The sequence below is a fragment of the Paraburkholderia phenazinium genome, from assembly GCF_900141745.1.
GTDB lineage: Bacteria > Pseudomonadota > Gammaproteobacteria > Burkholderiales > Burkholderiaceae > Paraburkholderia > Paraburkholderia phenazinium_B.
This window is the reverse complement of sequence record NZ_FSRM01000002.1, coordinates 1,745,208-1,760,890: the sequence shown is the minus strand read 5'-3', so window position 1 is coordinate 1,760,890 and position 15,683 is coordinate 1,745,208. Positions and strand designations below refer to the sequence as shown.

The 15,683-nt window shown below is 57.3% G+C and carries 14 protein-coding genes; 2 read left to right on the top strand and 12 right to left on the bottom strand.

The annotated features are described in order from the left end of the window. Positions 1-33 precede the first annotated feature (33 nt). The 3 genes from BUS06_RS27760 to BUS06_RS27750 all read right to left on the bottom strand — a co-directional run bounded on the left by BUS06_RS27760 (position 34) and on the right by BUS06_RS27750 (position 3,591). Complete coding sequence (locus tag BUS06_RS27760) at positions 34-993, bottom strand: LysR family transcriptional regulator (RefSeq protein ID WP_074267581.1); 960 nt, start codon at positions 991-993, stop codon at positions 34-36. A 120-nt stretch (positions 994-1,113) separates the two neighbouring features. Further along, the gene (locus tag BUS06_RS27755; RefSeq protein ID WP_074267580.1) at positions 1,114-1,980 is read right to left on the bottom strand and encodes an NmrA family NAD(P)-binding protein; all 867 of its coding nucleotides are present in this window, start codon (positions 1,978-1,980) and stop codon (positions 1,114-1,116) included. Between the two features lie 423 nt (positions 1,981-2,403). Then, entirely contained in the window at positions 2,404-3,591 is a 1,188-nt protein-coding gene (locus BUS06_RS27750; RefSeq protein WP_074267579.1) for a porin, read from the bottom strand. 920 nt (positions 3,592-4,511) lie between these two features. On the opposite strand from BUS06_RS27750, the gene BUS06_RS27745 reads away from it, so the two are divergent. Further along, entirely contained in the window at positions 4,512-5,777 is a 1,266-nt protein-coding gene (locus BUS06_RS27745) for an amidohydrolase family protein (protein ID WP_083611636.1), read from the top strand. A 52-nt stretch (positions 5,778-5,829) separates the two neighbouring features. Next, positions 5,830-6,519: an SDR family NAD(P)-dependent oxidoreductase gene (locus BUS06_RS27740; protein WP_074267578.1), complete on the top strand. Its 690-nt coding sequence runs from the start codon at positions 5,830-5,832 to the stop codon at positions 6,517-6,519. Between the two features lie 416 nt (positions 6,520-6,935). Here BUS06_RS27740 and BUS06_RS27735 read toward each other — a convergent pair whose 3' ends face one another. From BUS06_RS27735 to BUS06_RS27695, 9 genes are all read right to left on the bottom strand, one after another. Beyond that, positions 6,936-7,625, bottom strand: a complete 690-nt coding sequence (locus BUS06_RS27735; protein WP_074267577.1) for an SDR family NAD(P)-dependent oxidoreductase — start codon at positions 7,623-7,625, stop codon at positions 6,936-6,938. A gap of 66 nt (positions 7,626-7,691) precedes the next feature. Further along, complete coding sequence (locus BUS06_RS27730) at positions 7,692-8,411, bottom strand: SDR family oxidoreductase (protein WP_074267576.1); 720 nt, start codon at positions 8,409-8,411, stop codon at positions 7,692-7,694. Between the two features lie 212 nt (positions 8,412-8,623). After that, on the bottom strand, positions 8,624-9,475 hold the full coding sequence (locus BUS06_RS27725; RefSeq protein ID WP_074267575.1) for a fumarylacetoacetate hydrolase family protein: 852 nt from the start codon (positions 9,473-9,475) through the stop codon (positions 8,624-8,626). 155 nt (positions 9,476-9,630) lie between these two features. Continuing rightward, positions 9,631-10,380: an alpha/beta fold hydrolase gene (locus tag BUS06_RS27720; RefSeq protein ID WP_074267574.1), complete on the bottom strand. Its 750-nt coding sequence runs from the start codon at positions 10,378-10,380 to the stop codon at positions 9,631-9,633. A gap of 67 nt (positions 10,381-10,447) precedes the next feature. Then, the gene (locus BUS06_RS27715; protein ID WP_167379439.1) at positions 10,448-10,873 is read right to left on the bottom strand and encodes a DUF1636 family protein; all 426 of its coding nucleotides are present in this window, start codon (positions 10,871-10,873) and stop codon (positions 10,448-10,450) included. Positions 10,874-11,143: 270 nt separating this feature from the next. Beyond that, positions 11,144-11,416 carry a DUF4148 domain-containing protein gene (locus BUS06_RS27710; RefSeq protein WP_074267572.1) on the bottom strand — a complete coding sequence of 91 codons (273 nt, stop codon included), beginning with the start codon at positions 11,414-11,416 and terminating at the stop codon, positions 11,144-11,146. A 229-nt stretch (positions 11,417-11,645) separates the two neighbouring features. Beyond that, positions 11,646-12,944 (bottom strand): c-type cytochrome, encoded by a 1,299-nt coding sequence (locus tag BUS06_RS27705; RefSeq protein WP_074267571.1) that lies wholly within the window; start codon positions 12,942-12,944, stop codon positions 11,646-11,648. A gap of 12 nt (positions 12,945-12,956) precedes the next feature. Then, positions 12,957-15,182, bottom strand: a complete 2,226-nt coding sequence (locus BUS06_RS27700; RefSeq protein WP_074267570.1) for a xanthine dehydrogenase family protein molybdopterin-binding subunit — start codon at positions 15,180-15,182, stop codon at positions 12,957-12,959. Next, complete coding sequence (locus BUS06_RS27695; protein WP_074267569.1) at positions 15,179-15,634, bottom strand: (2Fe-2S)-binding protein; 456 nt, start codon at positions 15,632-15,634, stop codon at positions 15,179-15,181. The genes BUS06_RS27700 and BUS06_RS27695 overlap by 4 nt, the downstream gene beginning before the upstream one ends. Between the last annotated feature and the right edge of the window lie 49 nt (positions 15,635-15,683).

Genomic DNA, 15,683 nt, shown 5'->3' with positions numbered 1-15,683 from the left:
GGTCTACGCCGAACAGTGCCCGCACGCTATCAACTAGATTACGGGTTGAGCCAGCGGAGTGTTCTCCGACGACAGGAGCTCCCGATTCTCGTCAGCCAGCGCCAGCGGCACCTGGTCTCGCGCGAACTCGACGAAGGTTCTGATCTTGGCGTCGAGGTAGCGTCTCGACGCATATATCGCATAGATGTTGCACTCTCGCAGGCGGTGCTCAGGCAAGACGCGAACAAGGCTCCCATCGCGTAAGCCCGGCAGCGCGACAGAAATCGGCAAAGGTCCGATTCCCATCCCCTCACGTATCGTCTCGACCAGCGCTTCGGCGACATTGACGGTGAGCGGTGCAGGCCGCATGTGACAAAAAACCGGCTCGCTTACATCCTCAAATTGCCATTCTCCGGGAGGCACATCCGGCAACATCAATTGCAGGCATGTGTGTTGGCTCAGGTCCGCAAGACGAGCCGGAGTGCCGCGCCTCGACAGGTATTGTGGAGAGGCGCACAGAATCGTTTGCACGCTTCCAATGCGTTGGGACACCAAGTTCGAATCCACAAGATCTCGCGTCATCACCACGGACACGTCGATACCTTCGTTAACGATATTGGGCACGTTCTGCGAGAGTACCAGCTCGATCAGTACCTCCGGAAACCGTTTGCTATAGCGTGCGATGAGCCGCGCCAGATGGTGTTGACCGACACTGGCTGTCGCGTGGACCTTTAACTTGCCGGAGGGGCGGGTGCCCGCGCCTGCCGCCTCGGTCTCTGCGAGTTCAACATGGGCCAGAATGTGCTCGCAGCGTTGTAGATAGCGTTCGCCAGCACCGGTAAGCGTGACTCGCCGCGTTGTTCTTTGCAGCAGTCGTGTGTGCAGATGCGATTCAAGGTCCGTGATTGCACGTGAAACGTGTGCTGTCGACACAGACGCAAGATTCGCGGCCTTCGTGAAGCTGCCGGTTTCCGTAACTCGCACGAACATCCGCATGTTTTCTAAAGTATCCATCGGAATCCTGACTACAAGTAAAAGGTTTTCGGCAGATCAGCATCGTGTCGATAGGCGTTGAGTCGTAAGGAGCCGTCGGGCGCTCCGAGCCTGTTGCGCCTTACTGACACAGAAGCTGGATTAGCACGCGTTTCGAATAAGCTCGCGCAATACGACATCTAAAGGTACACGCCCAATTCGCGTTTCGGTCCGACGGCCCTCGAACTTCAGCCAGCCTTCGTTGAAGCCATCGAGCATTTGCATGCGCGGCCCAGGATTCTTCATGCCTTGCGTGCGGAACACTGCCTCCCATGCGTCCCGGGGAACCAGCTTCGGCCGGACTTCGCGTCCGAGCAGTCGATCAAAGGTCCGGGCGATGTCATTCGGGCTAATACGCCTATCACCTTCAAGTTCTATGATCCGAATACCGTCCCACTCTTCTGTGAGCGTCTCTGAAACCACGCGTCCGATGTCGGCCGTTGCCACCATGGGAATGGTCTGGCCAAGCGGCTGAAAAAAGGTGGGAATCTCCCCGCTTTCACACGCAGGCTCAACATCACATAAGGCGTTCTCCATGAACCACGCAGCACGCACGAACGCGACTGGCATCTGGAGATTGCCAAGCGCTTCTTCCAGATAGCGAACCTGCGTGAGCAGGCTAGGTTGAGACACCTGAGCCCCAATGGTCGACAGGCAGACGACCTTGCGAGGTTGCGCGGTGACAATCGCGTCGTGCAAAGACGAGGCGATTTCGCGCGCTTCCGAAAAATCCGAAGAAGGATCGAAATTCAGGGGCAACATCACAAAAACGCCTTCCGCTCCCTGGAACGCCAGCGCCAACGCTTGCGTATCGCGCAAATTGGCAACCGAAACCTCGTATCCCTGCTCCCGCAACGTCGGCGTATGGTCCGGATTTCGAACAACGGCGCGAACGTCGTATCCGTTTGCCAGAAGCAGTCGGGCAGCAACGCCTCCTACCTGGCCGGTGACTCCAATCACGGAAAACATAGTGCCCCCCTTTCGCTAGAACTGAATCAAATACAGTGTTCCAGCATTCTCATTCTTCTTTCATCGGATTAGGACCGCCGTCACGTCATACCTTCCATAACGGTATGGCATAGCTAAGCCTCGAGCTGGGCTTTTTGAGACGCGAGTTCGATCTTTCGCATACTCCTGTCGGCTTTCCACCAACGTGAAGCGCATTCCTTTTCCGCCCTCGGCAACATGGCCGAAAGCACGGCTTCACATCGGACTGCTTCAGATTCAGGGATTCAGGTAACGCGTATTTTGGGCGTGCAGATAGCTCTCATTCCCGCGTGGGTATTCGCTGCAGGCGCGCTGAAAAAAAGCCGGTCGTCAGCGCATGCTCACGACCGGCTTTTTTCTGTCACGCGCTGCTCTTTCGTTGCGAGCGCCGCATCCGGGGCATCATCAGAACTTATGGCGTAGTCCGACGCTAACCACTTCCTGTGTGTTGGTGCCACCGTAGCCATACGAGCCCACGGACGCCTGCGCAGCCACCACGGCGGTGCCGCTTGCGCTAAGTGTTTCTCCGCTGGCGTGTTGCCATGCGCCTATCAAATATAGGTCAGTGCGCGTGGACAAGTTGTAGTCAGCGCCAATGTTGACTTGATGGTAGGTCGCGCCCGTGTCGCCGCTCGACTTCGTATAGCTGTAAGCCACACCCAACAGGATTGCCTTGGTGGCTTGATAGTTGAGGAAGCCCTGCCCTGTGTTGAATTTCTCAGTCGACGAGAATGCCGATTGTCCATCCGACTTGTACTGTGCGTTGCTATAAGCCGCACCGAACGTGAACGGCCCCGCCACATACTGCGCCGCGACCCGGGCAATGTTGATGGACTTCGCGCTCTGCAAGCCCAGATTGATCAGCGAGCCGTCGAAGGTGCCGTCAGATGACCCGCCCCAGCCGGAGCCACTTGTTGTCGAGGGTCGCACGAGGCCACCCACAGACGGATTGTTTGCCACAAAGTAACCCGCCGCCACTGAGATCGGGCCGTTGTTATACGCCGCAGCGGCCGACCAGGTCTGGCCCGAGCCCGTCTGTCCCGCGACGCCACCGAACGCATACATGCCCTCGACCTGCAGTCCAGAGTACACCGGCGACAGGTATTTGATCGCGTTGTTGGTACGGGAACTGTTATCGTAGTTGTCGACGTCACCTGCGGTTGCAAATCCGCTGCCGAAATAGTTATCCTCAGTAATGCCCTGCACAAGGTCAACGAGTGGGTCATATTGGCGGCCCAACGTGAACGTGCCAAATTGGCCTGAGGTCAAACCCACAAATGCCTGGCGACCAAATTCCCGGCCACCCTGCGCAAGTTGCCCCGTGCTCGGGTTAAACCCGTTTTCCAACTGGAAGATCGCCTTCAGACCACCGCCCAGGTCTTCCTGACCCTTCAAACCCCAGCGGCTGCCGGAGAGATCCCCGTTACTCGCGTTGCCGACGGACCACTGATTTTGGCCGGCTGCGTTCGCGTTATGAATGAAGGTAATCGACGTATCGATGGTGCCGTATAGCGTGACGCTGCTTTGTGCATGTGCTGCGCCTGCAGCAGTCAACAGTGTCAGCGAGAGTGTCGAAAGCGCTGTTCGTTTCATCTGTTTCTCCGGGTGGATGAATGATCTGGTTATCGCGTGATGGACGATAACGTGACGCCCCCTTCCGGAGTACCGAAAAAAATTGCCCGTCGCAAAAAGTTAACAGAAGCATGAGCCGAAGTGGACAATGATGTGCTCGACCAGAGCCAACGGACAATCAAAATTTTATGTGAGCGGAATTGGCCTGACACGGCTTTGCCGAGCAGCACACTTTCATCTACTTTTTCTGCGAACGCTGTGGTCTAACGAAACTGACTCACACCTCGACCCGCTTATAGCAGGAACGTCTGAGGCGGTCTGTATACGCGCAAAAACAAGGAACAGGACACCCATTTCAGTCGAACTGTCTTATTTTGTGTGGCGCACCCGTATCCAAAACCATGCTGGTTTCTCCAGAGAATAGCGTGTGCGTTACGCCCCCTTAACGTTGTCGACCGACCTAACCGTCGGTAAAGTCGGTGGCGCACTTGTTAGTTATACCCACCATTTGTCCCGATCCACGAGCGGCGAAACGTATCGTACAGTCCAACATATGCCATTTCGTCATAACAGGGATGCCGCTCTGGCCATTCTAATTTGACGAAATAAACGGTAAACCAAGTGCGATCCGCTTTCCGACATCAATCATAAGCCGGCTAGAGAGCTATCTCGCTCCGCGTCCGTTGCCTGCTCGGTTGTGCCGCCAGGCGCGTGCTCGGCAATCCGGTTCAGTGGCCGGATTTCTCCAGGCCTCCTTGGTGTTTTCACGCGCTCCTGTGATTCCACTGGCACTCTCTTATCAGATAGTCTATTTTTTCCGGACCCACGCGTGAACTCCAGGTGTACGACCAATACCTGGCTCTTCTAAGGCGTGCTAGCCTGTAAAAACTAAAGGCCGTCCAGCGACTGCGACTGGATAGCCACTTTATGGAGAGAGGCAAATGATGAATCCGCAGCTTTTTACCAATGTGAAGATTTTCGACGGCACGGGTGCACCAACGTTCGTGGGCGAAGCGCTTGTCGATGGCAATCTGATCCGCGCCGTGGCTCGCGGCAATGGCGGGATTCCGCGTGAATCCTACTACGACGTCATCGACGGCAAAGGCATGACGCTGATGCCAGGCCTCGTCGAAGCGCACGCTCACGTCACCTACAGCAACATGGCACAGTTCAGTGAACTTGGCCTGATTCCGATTGAAGAACACACCATCCTCGCGCTGCAGAACGTCAAGCTGATGCTGGACTCGGGCTTCACCAGTCTGTACTCGGCGGCTTCGGCGAAGTTCCGGCTCGAAGCGGTGCTTCGCGACGCCATCGACGCGGGAAAATTCCCCGGGCCGCGCATGCGGGCCGCTTCGCCTGAACTCACCGCAACAGGAGGTCTTGGGGACGAACGTCAATACCACACGAACCACCAGGGCTTCGAACTGATTGCAGACGGCCCCGATGAAATCCGGCGAACGGTCAGGACACTGATTCGCGAGGGTGTCGACACCATCAAGATGAACATCTCGGGTGACATGTTTGCTGGACGTCAGGGGTTCGCCCGCCGGCTTTCCTATACGGAGGCAGAGGTCGCCGCCGCCGCGGAAGAGGCCCATATGCGCGGCGCCTGGCTATCGTGTCATGCCCGTGCGGATGCGGCCGTGAAGCTTGCCCTGAAGTATGACTTCCGCGTTATCTATCACTGCGATTTCATCGAGGGTGAAACGTACGACCTGCTCGAGGCGAAGCGCGACAGCGTGTTTCTCGCGCCGGCCATTGGCGTGATTTACGCAACCGCGTACGAGGCAGAGCCGTGGGGCATCACCCGGGAGTTTGTCGAAAAGAGCGAGCTCTTCACCATGATCGAGCAATGCCCGAAGGTGTACGGCGAACTCAGGAAACGCGGCCTGCGGGTTCTCCCGGGCGGCGACTACGGGTTCGCATGGAATCCGATCGGCACCAACGCACGCGACCTTGAGCACTTCGTCAACATTCTTGGCTTCACGCCGGCCGATGCCCTGATGGCCGCCACGAAATGGGGTGGCGAAATCATGGATATCCCGAACCTCGGTCTCGTCAGCGATGGCTACCTCGCCGACCTGCTGCTCGTCGATGGCGATCCGGTCGAGAACATCAAGCTTCTCCAGGACCGCGACAACATCAAGGTCGTGATGAAGGACGGGGTCTACTACAAGCGGCTCATCCCGACACCCGGCATGTAGGGACCGAATTGTTACTGTGTATCTGAAGCCTATTTAAAGCAGGAGAATTTAAATGACAGTTAAAAAAAGTGTTCTCGTCGTAGGTGCCTCGCGTGGGCTCGGTCTTGCTCTTGCGGAGGAATACTGCGGCCGGGGCTGGCATGTAATTGCGACGTCGCGGAGCAAGTCCGCCGGACTTGCAAGCCTGCTTGAGCGCTATCCGGAATCGCTTGAGCTTGAGACCGTGGATATCGTGGACCTGGCCTCGGTGAGAACCCTGCGCACTCGACTCGAGGGGCGCAAGCTCAATACGCTCTTCGTCAACGCCGGCATCGCCAAGGCGAATGTATTGACGACGGTCCAGGTGGAAGAGAAAGACTTTCTCGACATGATGTTGACGAACGCGCTTAGCCCAATGCGAGTCATCGAGGTATTTCGGGACATTGTCGCGGAGAATGGCGTGATGGCAGCGATGTCGTCCGAGATCGGCAGCATTACCAACAGCTTCGGGTTCTGGGAGCTATACAGTTCGAGCAAGGCAGCGCTGAATATGCTGATGAAGGCGTTCTCGACACGCCATCCGGACGATTCGCGCGCACTTCTCCTGGTCGCTCCAGGCTGGGTCCGCACTGAAATGGGCGGACCGGAGGCAACCTTCGAGATTTCGGAGAGCATCCCGCTCGTGGTCGACGTGGTCGAGCGCAACGCAGGCGTGCCGGGACTTCGCTATACCGACCGTTTTGGTGAAATCCTGCCGTGGTGAGAACGACAGAAGGCGCGGAAATCTTCCGCGGTCGATAGCCCGTCTGAATTCCCGAGGCGATCAAATGGACGTGGACATAAAAAGAAAAAAGACCGAAGGCAAATCCACGCCCTGTTCGCCTACGCGGGCTGCGTCGACCGCGGAGTTGAGCGCCAGGACGCTTGTCTGGAAGGCTGTCCCTTCGTTTCGGTGGCGTAGGACGGCTAACCACCGGGTGGACGCCGAATGCGGCAGTTGAGCAATGTCGCGGCAGCGGCCATTGCCCTGCCCGATGTCATCGACAAAGAGTGCCGTCGCGATAGGCTACCAACCCCACGGCTGATAGCCCACCGGTTTTGCGTAGACGACGCGCTCATCGATCGACGTGTGGCGTTCACACCAATCGACCGCGAAAATTGTCGCGCCGTGCGTCTTTCTCACCACGGCAGGATTTCGCCAAAACGGTCGGTATAGCGAAGTCCCGGCACGCCTGCGTTGCGCTCGACCACGTCGACCACGAGCGGGATGCTCTCCGAAATCTCGAAGGTTGCCTCCGGTCCGCCCATTTCAGTGCGGACCCAGCCTGGAGCGACCAGGAGAAGTGCGCGCGAATCGTCCGGATGGCGTGTCGAGAACGCCTTCATCAGCATATTCAGCGCTGCCTTGCTCGAACTGTATAGCTCCCAGAACCCGATACTATTTGTAATGCTGGCGATCTCGGACGACATCGCTGCCATCACGCCATTCTCCGCGACAATGTCACGAAATACCTCGATGACACGCATTGGACTGAGCGTGTTCGTCAACATCATGTCGAAGAAGTCCTTCTCATCCACCTCGACCGAGGTCAATTCATTCGCCTTGGCGATGCCGGCGTTGACGAAGAGCGTATTGAGCTTGCGCCCCTCGAGTCGAGTGCGCAGGGTTCTCACCGAGGCCAGGTCCACGATATCCACGGTCTCAAGCTCAAGCGATTCCGGATAGCGCTCAAGCAGGCTTGCAAGTCCGGCGGACTTGCTCCGCGACGTCGCAATTACATGCCAGCCCCGGCCGCAGTATTCCTCCGCAAGAGCAAGACCGAGCCCACGCGAGGCACCTACGACGAGAACATTTTTCCTAACTGTCATTCCAATTTTCCTGCTTTAGTCTGGTGCGAGTTTTTTCGCCGGTTGTCTGGACATGCGGCTCGGATATCAGGCCACCGATGCCCCGCCATCGGCGACTACAACTTGGCCCGTCGTAAAGCTACCTCGCATCAGATAGAGGTAAGCTTCGGCCACCTCATGTGCTTCAGCGGCATGCTTGACGAGAAGGTTTTCTTCAGCGCGTTGAAATGTCGCCTTACGGACAGCCTCAGGGAAGCTATCCCAAAGGCTGGTCTTGACCGTTCCAGGGCAAACCACATTGACCCGCAGCGGCGCAAGTTCCACCGAAAGCGCACGCGCAAGCGCTTCAATCGCGCCGCAGACGCTCGACACCACGGACGAGCCCTTACGGGGGCGGCGCGCTGCCATCCCGGAGGAAAGGACGATCGAGCCCCCCTCACGAATCTGGCCCGCACCGTACTTCGTGGCCAGGAAAACACCCCAGTAGCGGACTCCGAAAAATGCCTGCGCATCCTTGAAGCTCAAGTCCTTCTGATCAGCCATTAGCAAAGGATTGCCGGCCGTATACACCAGATGGTCGTACGCTCCTATCTTCTCGAAGAACGACTTGATGCTAGCCTCATCCTGCAGGTTGAGCACATGACCTTCCGCACTCGGCGGCAGTTGCTGCTGCGCCTTCGCTACCCTCTCCTGGCTGCTAGACGCAATGACGACAAGTGCACCTTCGTCTGCCGCAGCCTTCGCCGTAGCGAAACCCATTCCCGACGATCCGCCGAGAATGACAATCCGTTTACCTTTAAGCGACATAACTTCCTCCAATACGATGCAAAAACCCCAGTTTCATTTCTGAATCATTGCCGTCAGTGTGGGCCAGACGTCCAGCAAATACAGTACCAAAGAGCGTTCTGCACGTCCTAAGCCCGCATTCGAATCTGCGGAGTCAGCGGCTCAAAGGTTCCAACCTGACGACGATGATCCTCCGGAATCCCAAGCGATCTTACTGCACACTCGATGATGTCTTACCCACGCCCATAACGCTTGACCGACTGGCACTGTTCGCCGAGACCCGCGATGCCAAGGCGCATGGTGTATCCACCGTCGAGGTAACGCGGCGGCGTGAAGCCAAGGCCGACGCCTTGTGGCGTTCCCGTTATGATCACGTCACCCGGAAGCAGAGTCATAAATTTGCTGACATAGCTGACACACTGCGCGACAGAGAAAATCATGTCTGCTGTATTGCTATGCTGCACTCGCCCACCGTTCACTTCACACCACAGATCCAGCGCCTGCTCGTTGCCCACTTCGTCCCGAGTTACCAGCCAGGGGCCGATAGGGCAAAACGTGTCATGACTCTTGCCTTTGGTCCACTGACCGCCTCGCTCGAGCTGATGCTCACGCTCCGATACGTCATTCACAATGACGTATCCAAAGACATGATCGAGCGCCACGGCCTCTGAAACATTTCTCGCACGGCGCCCTATCACAACGCCGAGTTCCACCTCCCAATCCGATTTCGTCGAGTTTTCCGGAAGAACGACGTCGTCGAACGGACCTGTGATGGCCGTATTCGCCTTAAGGAAGATGATTGGCTCCTTTGGAATCTCGGCGCCCGCTTCTTTCGCGTGCTCGCGATAGTTCAGTCCGATTCCGACCACCTTGCCGATATTTCCGATGGGACAACCAAGCCGGGAACCAGCGGGCGCTGCTGGTAAGGCGTCGATTTCCCTTGAATCGAGGCCCTGTAGCGAGTCCGACCCGATCAGTTGCGGATCAATGTCTGATACGTGTGCGGACAGATCGCGGACGACCCCGTCCGACCCGACGATACCTGGCTTCTCGGCACCTGTATGACCAAAGCGTACTAGCTTCATATCTTCCTACTGGAAGGAGTGATCCAATGTCCTGCCTGTTGGCGCGAAGACCCAGGCACGATCAGAGATTTCAGAGAAATTGACATCTCCGACTGCGGTGTCGGGCTCCTGCACGTCTTCACCTCAGCACGACACCGCAGCATGGCTTGCGCGTTTTATTTCGTCAGGAACTGGAGCAGCAATTCGTTCACGGCTGCTGCCTTTTCGATGGGCGTCCAGTGACCGCATTGCGCCAGTTCGACATACTTCGAGCCCGGAATCTTGTCGGCAATGCCCTTCGCAGTCGCAGGCGGCGACGTTGCATCCTGATCGCCCGTCACAACCAGCGCCGGAATCCGCAGCTTCTCGATTGCCGCCGGTTCGAGGCCGACAATCATCTCGCAGGTTTGCGCGTACATTTCGGGATCCTGTCGCATCACAAGCTCCCGCACGAAAGCCGCCAGCTCCGGATGATCCCGCTTGGTCTCAGGCGACGTGCCGCCCTTCACGGTCGCGTCGGCAATGCCTGCCAGACCAACCTTCCTGGCCTGCTCCGCACGATCGCGGATCGCCGTTTTCGCTGCCTCCGGCGCTGCCTGGATCGGCCCGATCAACGCAATGCTGCGCACCATCTGCGGATGCTCGAGAGCCAGACGCTGCACGATGACGGTGCCCAGCGAATGCCCGACCAGATGGACACTTTCAAAACCCGCACCGTCGATCAGCTCCACGACATCGGCGACCAGCGCATCGATGGAAATCGGTGCCTTGTCGCTGCGGCCGCAGCCACGGATATCCGGGACCACAACCCGAAAGCTGGGCGAGAGTGCCGCAACCTGCGCTCCGAAAACGTTACCCGTGCCGCCGAGTCCGTGCACGAACACGACCGGCGTACCTGTTCCTACGTCATCGTATTTGAGTTTCATATGTCATTCCTGAATGTAGTGGGTTGATGAAATGAAGGTGATGTGGTGCGTCGATCGCACCGCTCTTTTATGCTGCGCTTCGTTTCCGTTTCGGTGAAATCGCAGTTACGTGTTGCTGCAGCATCGCCGGAAGCGTCATGACGCTCACGTCATCCGATGCCGCCTGCCGGTACCCAAGTGCTGCATCGATCAGATCCAGCGCATTGACGTCCTTCAGGCCGGACAGCCGTACCCGCGGCTTCGCCGGCGCATCAAGCGCAACAGCGCACGGCGTCCGGCAACTGCCGAGGCAGTGGACCAGCATCACGGTCATACCCTGGCTGGTCAGCCTTTCCTTTATTTCGTTATAGAGAGCCAGTCCCTGCTCACCGCTGTGCGGCCTGTCCCTCGGGCAGGTACGGCAGATTGCAACGGTACTCGATTGGTCGCACCCGTTCATATCCGGGTTGACGGCATCGAGTGGTACTAGGCTCTCGTGCACGGTAAGCGCCACGCTGTCTCCTGACTTCATCTATTTCGAGGAAAGAACTACCCCTCTTTTTCTGAACCTTGTTCGGACAACCAGAAACTGCAAATTCTGTGGATGAATTCTAGGTGTGTGTTCAATCGCACGCTTATCGGATCGTCTAGTCGCGTATCCGCGCCGAGGTTGACTTGACGTTGATTTCACCAGTGTTGAAGGTCGCGGTGCCGCCCGGGCACTTCGGTCCGACGATTGCCCCGACGGCATTGCGTGACGCTGGCCGGGTGCGGAACGAATTGTTTAGGGCCGACTATAGAGCGCAGCATTCAACGCTTTCAGCTGCCCATCGTTCTGGGCCTGAATCAATTGTTCACGCACTTCCTGACGGGTAAGCCCCCTATTCGGACTACCGTAAGCGGTTGCCCCGGCCTCTGTACCGCCTTGATCCAAGCTGGCCGGTGACTGGGTGGGCGTGTTCTGATTCTGAGCGGAACCGGACACCGAATCCGCATGAGCGGCAGCTCCGACTATCAGAAGAGAGGCAAGGCCAAGAGCCGAAAGAATAGTTTTCACACCAATACTCCTGCGCGGAAAAGGCTAAAAATTAAGTGGAATGGATCAGATAGCTTTCGCAAGCGAATCCTGTGAATGTATTCTAGGTCTGGGTACGACTTCGGGCTTATCGCAGTGTCCTGACAATTATCAAAGAGTCCATGTTTACGAGAGCCAGGGTGAGCGCTCTGGGTGCACAGCAATACAACTGGATACCGACCGTTCCGAAATTGATCCTGGGACACGAGCCTTACTCTTGCTCTGCAGCAGATTTCGTTCGGTTGCGCATTAATGCGACGCTCCTTTCGCCTACGGCATCCGCGTGGTTACCCCAACTGCCACGGATGTAAGTCAACACCTCCGCAATGTCATGATCGCTCATGACTGCGCCAAAGGACGGCATCGGGTACGCCGCCGGGACACCCTGGATCACCACCCTGCCCGTCCCGTTCAGTGAGACGTTGATCAATGACGACGCATCGGTTTCGAGCAGATTCGGGTTGCGCTGAAGAGGCGCAATCAGTGGCGCCACTCCCTTCCCGTCGGCGCCATGGCATTGCAGACAATAGATCGCATACAAGCCCTTCCCGCTTTGTACCGGTGTTCTATCAGAAGTGGGGGATGCGAACGCAGATTGTGAAATGTATACGGCCCTCCCTTCCGCCGAATCACGAGCTGGGGGCAATGACTTCAGGTAATGCGCCATCGCAGCCACATCGGCATCAGTCATACCCTGCGTACTTTGATTGATGACTTCAACCATTGAGCCAAAGCTGGTGGCGTGCCGGTTTGATCCTCTCTTAAGAAATTCCGAAACTTCCTCCTCGGTCCATTGTCCTAGTCCCGTATTCGAGTCTCCGGTCAGATCGGATGCGTACCAGTTGTCGATTAACGCACCGCCGAGAAATCCCGCCCGCGAGCCGTCAAGTGCAAGCTCCTGATGAGCCACACCGCGCGCGGTGTGGCATGCTCCGCAATGCCCCAGACCTTGGACTAGATAAGCTCCGCGATTCCACCGCGCATCCCGACCCGACACAGGCTCATAGACCTTTGAGTCCAGAAAGATTGCGTTCCAGATCTTTATCGGCCAGCGAATGGCGAGCAGCGGACTGATGTCCGGTTGCCGATTGTTCTTCTGTGCCGGACGCACCCCATGCATGAAATATACATATAGTGCATGCACATCCGCGTCGTTCACCTTCGCAAAGGATGTGTACGGCATCGCCGGATAGAGGTTGTGGCCATCCTTCGCCACACCTTCACGGAGTGCTCGGGAGAAGTCTTGTTCGGTATACTTGCCGATACCGGTCACCGGATCTGGCGTGATGTTCGTGGAGAAAATCCTGCCCATCGGCAAAGCCATCGGTAAGCCACCTGCCAGCGGAGCACCGCCGGGCGCGGTATGACAGGCTGCGCAGTTTCCGACCCGGGAAAGATATTCTCCTCGTTCGACCAGTTGATAATTGGGATCCTGACTTTGAGCGCTTGCAGTGAATGCGAGGAGTGAAAGTATTGACGCGCAAACGCCACGGAACGTAGAAACATTCATTACCGATTGTCCTCAAGCGAAGTTGCCGTCGGCCAGCTGGTTTCCTACTGACAAGTGACGCAGGCGCTTGCCGGTCGCTGAAAAGATGGCGTTTATAAGGGCTGGCGCCAGAACCGCACACCCTGCTTCACCTATTCCGCCCGGCGATTCGTTGCTCTGCACTACGTGAACTTCGATGCGAGGTGTTTCATGGATACGCAAGATGCGATAGTCATTGAAGTTGCCTTGCACGACTCGACCTCGATCGATTGTGATGCCTCCATATAGCGCTGCAGTGATGGCGAAAATCACGCCTCCCCGAATCTGCGCGTCGACTGTATCCGGATTGATTACATGCCCGCAATCTACAGCGATCACTACCCGCCGCACGTGGACTTCGCTATTCCGAACGTCTGCTTCGACGACCGCAGACAGAAAGCTGCCAAACGCATGCATCACTGCCACCCCACGTCCGGCGCCGGCATCAAGGGGTTGGTCCCATCCCGCCTCACGAGCGACGACATCGAGAACATGAAGCGCACGCGGTGTAGGCGACAGCAGCGCCCGACGATAAGCGACGGGATCGGTCTTTGCCCGCGCTGCCAGTTCGTCGATAAAACTTTCAACGACAAAGGTTCCTCGTACCGGTCCTACGCCACGCCAGAAGCCGGTGACGATTCCACGCGGCTCCTGTCTGACATACTCGATCCTTTGATTGGGTATCGCATAAGGCAGATCGGAAGCGACGGCAACGGCGTCCCGGTCAAGACCGCCTTTGAAGTACGTCGGCTGAAAACGCGCAAGTACAGATGAGCCGGCCACAGTGTGCCGCCAGCCTACGGGCCAACCGTGTTCGTCGAGACTAGCCGCGATCTTGTCGTGGTACATGGGCCGAAGCGTACATTGACGAATGTCTTCCTCCCGCATCCACGTAAGCTTGAGCGGTGCATTCACATGCTTCCCGATCTGCAAAGCCTGGATGACAATGTCCACTTCGCTGCGCCGGCCAAAGCCCCCACCAAGGAGCCGGTTATGGAGGACGATTCGCTCCCGCGGCAAGCCCGTATAATTCACGCCGGCGTCCACTGCCCAAACCGGCACTTGCGTTCCGGTCCATATGTCACAGCCGTCCGGCCTGACATGAACTGTGCAGTTTAGTGGCTCCATGGGAGCATGTGCGAGGAACGGCTGACCGTACTCGGCCTCATAATGCAGGGTGTGTTTGGCGAACGCTTCCTCCACATCACCGACCTGCCGCGACACGACCCCGCTTCTCAATGCCGCCGTTTGCAGATCCCGCTGCAGTATCTGTGTATCGAGCGACGCGTTCGGGCCGTCATCCCATTCGATCACCAAGGCTTCGAGACCTCGCTTTGCTGCCCAGGTATGATCGCCGACGACCGCGACAGTGCGTTCGAGCGTAACGACCTGGCGTACACCCGGGATTTTTCGGGCAAACCGGTCATCAACCGCTTTGACCTTACCTCCGGCCACCGGACTTGTAATAGAAACCGCGTAAAGCATCCCCGGAACCCGGACGTCGATACCAAATACCGCGCTTCCATTAACTTTCTCTGGGGAGTCAAGGCGTTTCACTGGCCTGCCAATAAGGCGGAACCGCCGCGGATCCTTCAGCGTAACGGTCTTGGCGAGGTCTTTCGGGATCGGCAAACTCATAGCCATCTCAACCAGTTGCCGGTACTCCAGCGTGCGGCCGGTCGGTCCATGAATGACCCGCGCATTCTCAGCATGACAGCTCTCAGGGGGCACCTTCCACTGACTGGCCGCTGCCTGAATTAACAAAACTCGTGCGGCGGCCCCCGCGCGTCGCAGGGGTTCCCACGCATAGCGTATTGAATTCGATCCCCCCGTAATCTGCGCACCTAGCAGCGGATCGGTATAAAGCTCGGAAACCGGAGGCGAGGTCTCGATTTCGACATTGTCGAGAGATACTTCGAGTTCCTCAGCAATCAGCATCGGAATTGATGTATAAACACCTTGCCCCATTTCCACCTTAGGCATGACCAGCCTGATACGTCCATCCCGTGCAATACGGACAAACACATTCGGGACGAAATCGCTCTGCGTATCAGTGAGATCGGAAGAATCAACTAGCGGATTGCCCGCTCTCAATACTGGAGCCGCAATTACCGGCAAACTAACGCCAAACAGGAGCATTCCGCCTACGGTTAAACCAACACCGCCGCCAATCCTCAGAAACGCACGCCGGCTGTACTCGACCCCGTTCTCGTCGATCACGCCGCCTCCGCTGCCAGGTGAATGGCTGCTCGAATCCGCTCGTATGTCCCACAACGACAGATGTTTCCTGCCATTGCAACATCAATGTCCGCGTCCGTCGGTTTCGGGGTGCGGCCAAGCAGTGCGGCCGCTGACATGACCTGTCCCGACTGGCAATAACCGCATTGCACTACATCAATGTCAAGCCATGCCTGTTGCACCCGCTTCCCGACAGGCGAGTTGGCCACGGCTTCGATGGTGGTGACCTTGCGGTTTGCCAGAGTGGCCACCGGGGTCACACAAGCGCGGCCAACGTCGCCGTCCAGATAAACCGTACACGCGCCGCACTGGGCAATGCCACAACCGAACTTGGTTCCGGTGAGACCAATCACGTCTCTCAGCACCCAAAGCAGCGGCATATCACCTGGAACATCCAGCTCGTAGCCCGTACCATTGACATGCAGGAACACCATTGCTTCTCCAAAGTTTGTTCAAACGAAAGCGGGAGCCACAGGATGGGAA